The 5,295-nt window shown below is 69.0% G+C and carries 4 protein-coding genes; all 4 read left to right on the forward strand.

The window, feature by feature from the left end; translation table 11 throughout:
• The first annotated feature begins 32 nt into the window (after positions 1–32).
• Positions 33–824: a carbohydrate ABC transporter permease gene (locus tag AOK08_RS07015; RefSeq protein WP_338400122.1), complete on the forward strand. Its 792-nt coding sequence runs from the start codon at positions 33–35 to the stop codon at positions 822–824.
• 13 nt (positions 825–837) lie between these two features.
• Positions 838–1,770 carry a glycoside hydrolase family protein gene (locus AOK08_RS07020; protein WP_055524578.1) on the forward strand — a complete coding sequence of 311 codons (933 nt, stop codon included), beginning with the start codon at positions 838–840 and terminating at the stop codon, positions 1,768–1,770.
• Positions 1,771–1,910: 140 nt separating this feature from the next.
• Positions 1,911–3,416 carry an arabinosylfuranosidase ArfA gene (arfA, locus tag AOK08_RS07025; RefSeq protein WP_055524579.1) on the forward strand — a complete coding sequence of 502 codons (1,506 nt, stop codon included), beginning with the start codon at positions 1,911–1,913 and terminating at the stop codon, positions 3,414–3,416.
• Between the two features lie 121 nt (positions 3,417–3,537).
• A partial coding sequence (locus AOK08_RS48360; RefSeq protein WP_198539137.1) for a right-handed parallel beta-helix repeat-containing protein occupies positions 3,538–5,295 on the forward strand: 1,758 nt, incomplete at its 3' end.

Raw genomic sequence — 5,295 nt, forward strand, 5'->3', positions numbered from 1 at the left:
GCCGTCGCCCCCGCAACCGCAAGCAGTGGCTGGTGTTCACGGTCCTGCTCGTCGTCTCGGTGCTGATGTTCCTGCCCTTCGTCGAGCTGGTGATCAGCTCGCTGCGGCCGGCGAACGAGACGTCCTCCGACACCTGGCTCCCGTCGGTGCTGGACTGGCACAACTACGCCGACGCGGTGAAGACCATCCCGTTCTGGCAGCTCGGCCGCAACTCCCTGATCCTGGCCGTCGTCAACGCCCTGCTGACCACCATCAGCTCGGCGCTCGTCGGCTACGGCTTCGCCCGACTGCGCGCCCCGGGCAAGAGTCTGCTGTTCGGCCTGCTCATCTCGACGATGATGGTGCCGCAGATCGTCACGCTCATCCCCACCTACCTGATGTTCGCCCAGGTCGGGATGGTCGGCACGTACTGGCCGTGGGTCCTGTGGGGCTCCGCCGGGGCGCCGTACGCCATCTTCCTGTACCGGCAGTTCTTCTCCAGCTTCCCCAAGGAGCTGGAGGAGGCCGCGGTCATCGACGGCGCCGGCCGGCTCCGCGTCTTCTTCCAGATCTTCCTGCCGCTGTCCCGCCCGCTGATGGTCACGGCCTTCGTCCTGGCGTTCAACGCGGTGTGGGGCGACTTCATCGCCCCGAACCTCCTGCTCGACCAGTCGAACACCACCCTCGCGGTCGGCGTCGGGACGGGCTACGTCAACGACCGGGGCTTCCCGGTGCCCAATCTCCTGGCCGGCGGTGCGGTGCTGTATCTCATCCCCGTCATCCTGCTCTTCCTCGCCGCCCAGCGCTCCTACGTCCGCGGCTTCGTCAACTCCGGCCTCAAGTAAGGGAGATGTTCACGTGACAGGTGCGGCGAGCGGACCGCTGTTCCGTGACCCGGTCCACGACGGCGCCGCCGACCCGGTGGCCGTCTGGAACCGCGAGGCCCGCGAATGGTGGCTCGTCTACACGGGCCGCCGGGTCACCGCCCCCGGCCCCGGCGTCGCCTGGGTGCACGGCACCGACCTGGGAGTCGCGTCGTCGAGCGACGGCGGCGGCACCTGGACCTACCGCGGCACCCTGGACCTCCCCGACCCGGAATGGGGGCGCAACACCTTCTGGGCGCCGGAGATCATCTGGCACGACGGGCTGTACCACATGTACGTGAGCTGGATCCGGGGCGTGCCCGACGCCTGGACGGGACGCGCCGAGATCCGCCACTACACCAGCTCCGACCTGCTCGGCTGGACGTACCACGGAGCCCTGGACCTCGACTCCGACCGGGCGATCGACGCCTGCGTGGTCCCGCTGCCCGGCGGCGGCTTCCGGATGTGGTTCAAGGACGAGACCCACGGCTCGGTCACCTACGCGGCCGACAGCCCCGACCTCTACAAGTGGCGGCCGACCGGCCCGGCCGTCACCCACCGGGAGCACGAGGGCCCCAACGTCTTCGAGCTCGGCGGCACCCACTGGATGATCGTCGACGAGTGGCGCGGGCAGGGTGTCCTGCGCTCCGACGACCTGGAGCACTGGGAGCACCAGGGGCTGATCCTCGACGCTCCCGGCAACCGCCCCGACGACGGCGGATTCGGCTACCACGCCGACGTGGTCGTCCAGGGGGAGACGGCGTACGTCTTCTACTTCACCCACCCCGACCGGACACCGGAGACCGGCGAAGCGGACTACGCGTACCGCCGGTCCTCGCTCCAGGTGGCCGCCCTGCGGGTGACCGCCGGCCGGCTGACCTGCGACCGGGACGAGCCCGTGGAACTCGGCCTGGCCCCCGGATCCTGACGGCTCCGGAACCCTTACGGCGCCCAGACCCTGACGGCCACCGCACGCCGTCCCCGCAACCGTCCGCACACCGTTCGTCCCACGCCGACCCGCCGGCATCCGCGCCGCCGCCCCCGGCCCTGCCATGAAGGGATACCGCCATGCCTCCCGCCGCCCGGTTTGTCCTTGATCCGGCATTCGCCGTCGGAGACGTCGACCCCCGGCTGTTCGGCTCGTTCGTCGAGCACCTCGGCCGCTGCGTCTACACCGGCCTCTACGAACCCGGGCATCCCACCGCCGACGCCGACGGCCTGCGCGGCGACGTCCTGGACCTGGTCCGCGAACTCGGGGTGACCGCCATCCGCTACCCGGGCGGCAACTTCGTCTCGGGCTACGACTGGGAGGACGGCGTCGGCCCCAAGGAGCGGCGGCCGACCCGGCTCGACCCGGCCTGGCGGTCGACGGAGACCAACCAGTTCGGCCTCTCGGAGTTCATGCGCTTCGTGGGGAAGGTCGACGGCGCTGAGCCGATGCTCGCCGTCAACCTCGGCACCCGAGGGGTCAGGGAGGCCCTCCAGCTGCTGGAGTACGCCAACCACCCGGGCGGCACCACCCGTTCCGAAGAACGCATAGCCCACGGCGACCCGGAACCGTACGGAGTCCGGCTGTGGTGTCTGGGCAACGAGATGGACGGCCCGTGGCAGATCGGCCACAAGGACGCCGACGAATACGGCAAGCTGGCCGCCGCCACCGCCTGGGCGATGCGGCTGGTCGACCCGGACGTACGACTCGTCGCCTGCGGCAGCTCCGCCCAGTTCATGCCGACGTTCGGCACCTGGGAATCGACCGTGCTGGAGCACACGTACGACCACGTCGACTACATCTCCATGCACGCCTACTACGAGGAGAAGGACGGCGACCGCGACTCCTTCCTCGCCTCGGCGGTGGACACCGAGTCCTTCATCGAGAACGTGGTCGCCACCTGCGACAGCGTCGGCGCGCGGCTGAAGTCGGCGAAGCGGATCGGCATCTCCTTCGACGAGTGGAACGTCTGGTACTCCTCCCGGCCCGACGCCGAACCCCGCGACTGGCAGGAGGCACCCCGTCTGCTGGAGGACGTCTACACGGTCACCGACGCCGTCGTGTTCGGCTCGCTGCTCATCGCGCTGCTCCGCCACGCCGACCGGGTCAAGCTCGCCTGCCTGGCCCAACTGGTCAACGTCATCGCCCCGATCATGACCGAACCGGGCGGGCCGGCCTGGCGGCAGACCACCTTCTTCCCCTTCGCCCAGGCGTCGGCGCACGGACGTGGCCGGGTGCTCCAGGTGAACGTGGACAGCCCCACCCACCCGACGGCGAAGTTCGGCGACGTCCCCCTGGTGCAGGCGACCGCCGTCGCCGACGACACCACCGGCGCCGTCACCGTCTTCGCCGTCAACCGCAGCCAGAGCGACCCACTGCCCCTTGAGGTCGTCCTGCGCGGATTCGACGGTCTGACGGACGTCGTCGAGCACTCCGTGCTCACCGACCCCGACCCGGACGCCCGCAACACCCTCGACCAGCCGGAACGCGTCAGGCCCGGTGCCGCCACGGGCACCGTCCTCGACGGCGCCGTGCTGAGCGCCACCCTCCCCGCCCTGTCCTGGAACATGATCCGCCTCGCCTGAGGCCCCGCATACGGCCGGTGCGTGCCGCACGCCCTCCTCCTCCCTCCGCGCGCGCCGCACGCACCGGTCCGCCCCTACCTCGCATATCCCCAGATATCAGCTTCGTTCAAAGAGGAACGCAATGCGAAGATGGCAAAGCCGCCTGATAGCGGCGACAGGAAGCGCGGCTGCCGCGCTGGGACTCGTCATGCTCCCCGCCACGTCGGCACACGCGGCGACCTGCACCACGTACTTCGTCTCGTCGTCGGCAGGCAGTGACAGCAACGACGGATGCAGTTCCGCAACCCCGTGGCGGACGCTCACCAACGTCAACTCCACGACCTTCAACCCCGGTGACCAGATCCAGTTCCAGGCCGGCGGTTCCTGGACCGGCGAACTCCAGCCGCACGGCTCCGGCTCCAGCGGCAGCCCCATCGTCATCTCCAGCTACGGCAGCGGGGCTGCGCCGATCCTCAACGGCGGCGGGGCGGCGGCCACCATCCTGCTGACCGACCAGCAGTACTGGACCATCCAGAACCTGGAGATCACCAACCCCGCCTCCAGCGCGGCAGTGCGCAGCGGCATCCAGCTGGAGAACACCACCAGCGGGACGCTCGCCGGCATCCACATCGTCAACAACAACATCCATGACGTGAAGGGCAAGTGGACCGACGTCCAGCCCAGCCGGTCCGCGGGCATCGGCTTCAACGTCACCGACGGCAACACCACCAGCGCCTGGAACGACGTCCTGCTCCAGGGCAACACGCTGACGCGCACTGACGCCGCCGGCATCTACATCGGCTCGCTCCAGGGCCTGAACCACAACATCAACACCACCAACGTGGTGATCGACGGCAACACCATCACCGACGCCGGCGGCAACGTCATCGTCTGCGTGTTCTGCGCCTCGCCCGTCATCCAGAACAACGTGGCCACGGACAACGGTTACCGCTACTCCGGGGCCGGCCTGTGGAACGGCTGGACGACCAACGCCGTGTTCCAGAACAACGAGGTCGCCCGCCAGTACCGCAAGCTCTACGACGGCGAGGCGTTCGACATCGACAACAACAACACCGGAACGGTCATCCAGTACAACTGGACCCACGACAACCCGTTCGGTTCCGTCGAGTGGTGCTGCCGCAGCGGCTTCGGCGCGAAGAGCTCCGTTGTCCGGTACAACATCAGCCAGAACGACGGCACGCAGAACGCGGTCTACCCGACGATGGAGGGCATCGACAGCAACTCCTTCGCCCAGGTGTACAACAACACGATCTACATGCCCGAAGGCAACAACGGCAAGGTGACCAACGGTACGCCGAACAGCCCTGTCACCTTCTCCAACAACCTCATCTACAAGCTGGGCAACGGCGGTTACAGCACCACCAACACCACCTGGACGCACAACCTCTTCTACGGCGACCACCCGGCCTCCGAGCCCTCCGACCCCGCCAAGATCACCTCCGACCCCCTGCTGGTCAGCCCGGGCACCGGTGGCATGGGCCGCGCCTCCGCGGCGGTCTACAAGCTGCAGGCCGGCTCCCCGGCGTTCGGTGCGGGCGCCGTCATCGCCAACAACGGCGGCAAGGACTACTTCGGCAACGCCGTCTCCTCCTCCGCCGCTCCCAACATCGGCGCCTACAACGGGACCGCCGTCGCCGGACCCACCGCGACCCCCGGCGCGTACTGGCCGCTGGAGGAGGGCACCGGAACCAAGACCGCCGACATCAGCGGCGGCAACAACAACGGCACCCTTCAGGCCGGCGCCTCCTGGACGACCGGCAAGGTGGGTCAGGACGCGGTCAGCCTGACCGGCGCGAGCAACTCCTGGGTGGACGTCCCCACCACGGCCGTCGACACCAGCGGCAGCTACACCGTCTCCGCCTGGGTGAAGCCGAACAGC

The sequence above is a fragment of the Streptomyces graminilatus genome, assembly GCF_001418565.1.
In the GTDB taxonomy this organism is placed as follows: Bacteria; Actinomycetota; Actinomycetes; order Streptomycetales; family Streptomycetaceae; genus Streptomyces; species Streptomyces graminilatus.

Coding starts and splice junctions, on each gene's coding strand:
- arfA (WP_055524579.1), top strand. CDS start 1,911: ATGCCTCCCGCCGCCCGGTTTGTCCTTGATCCGGCATTCGCCGTCGGA.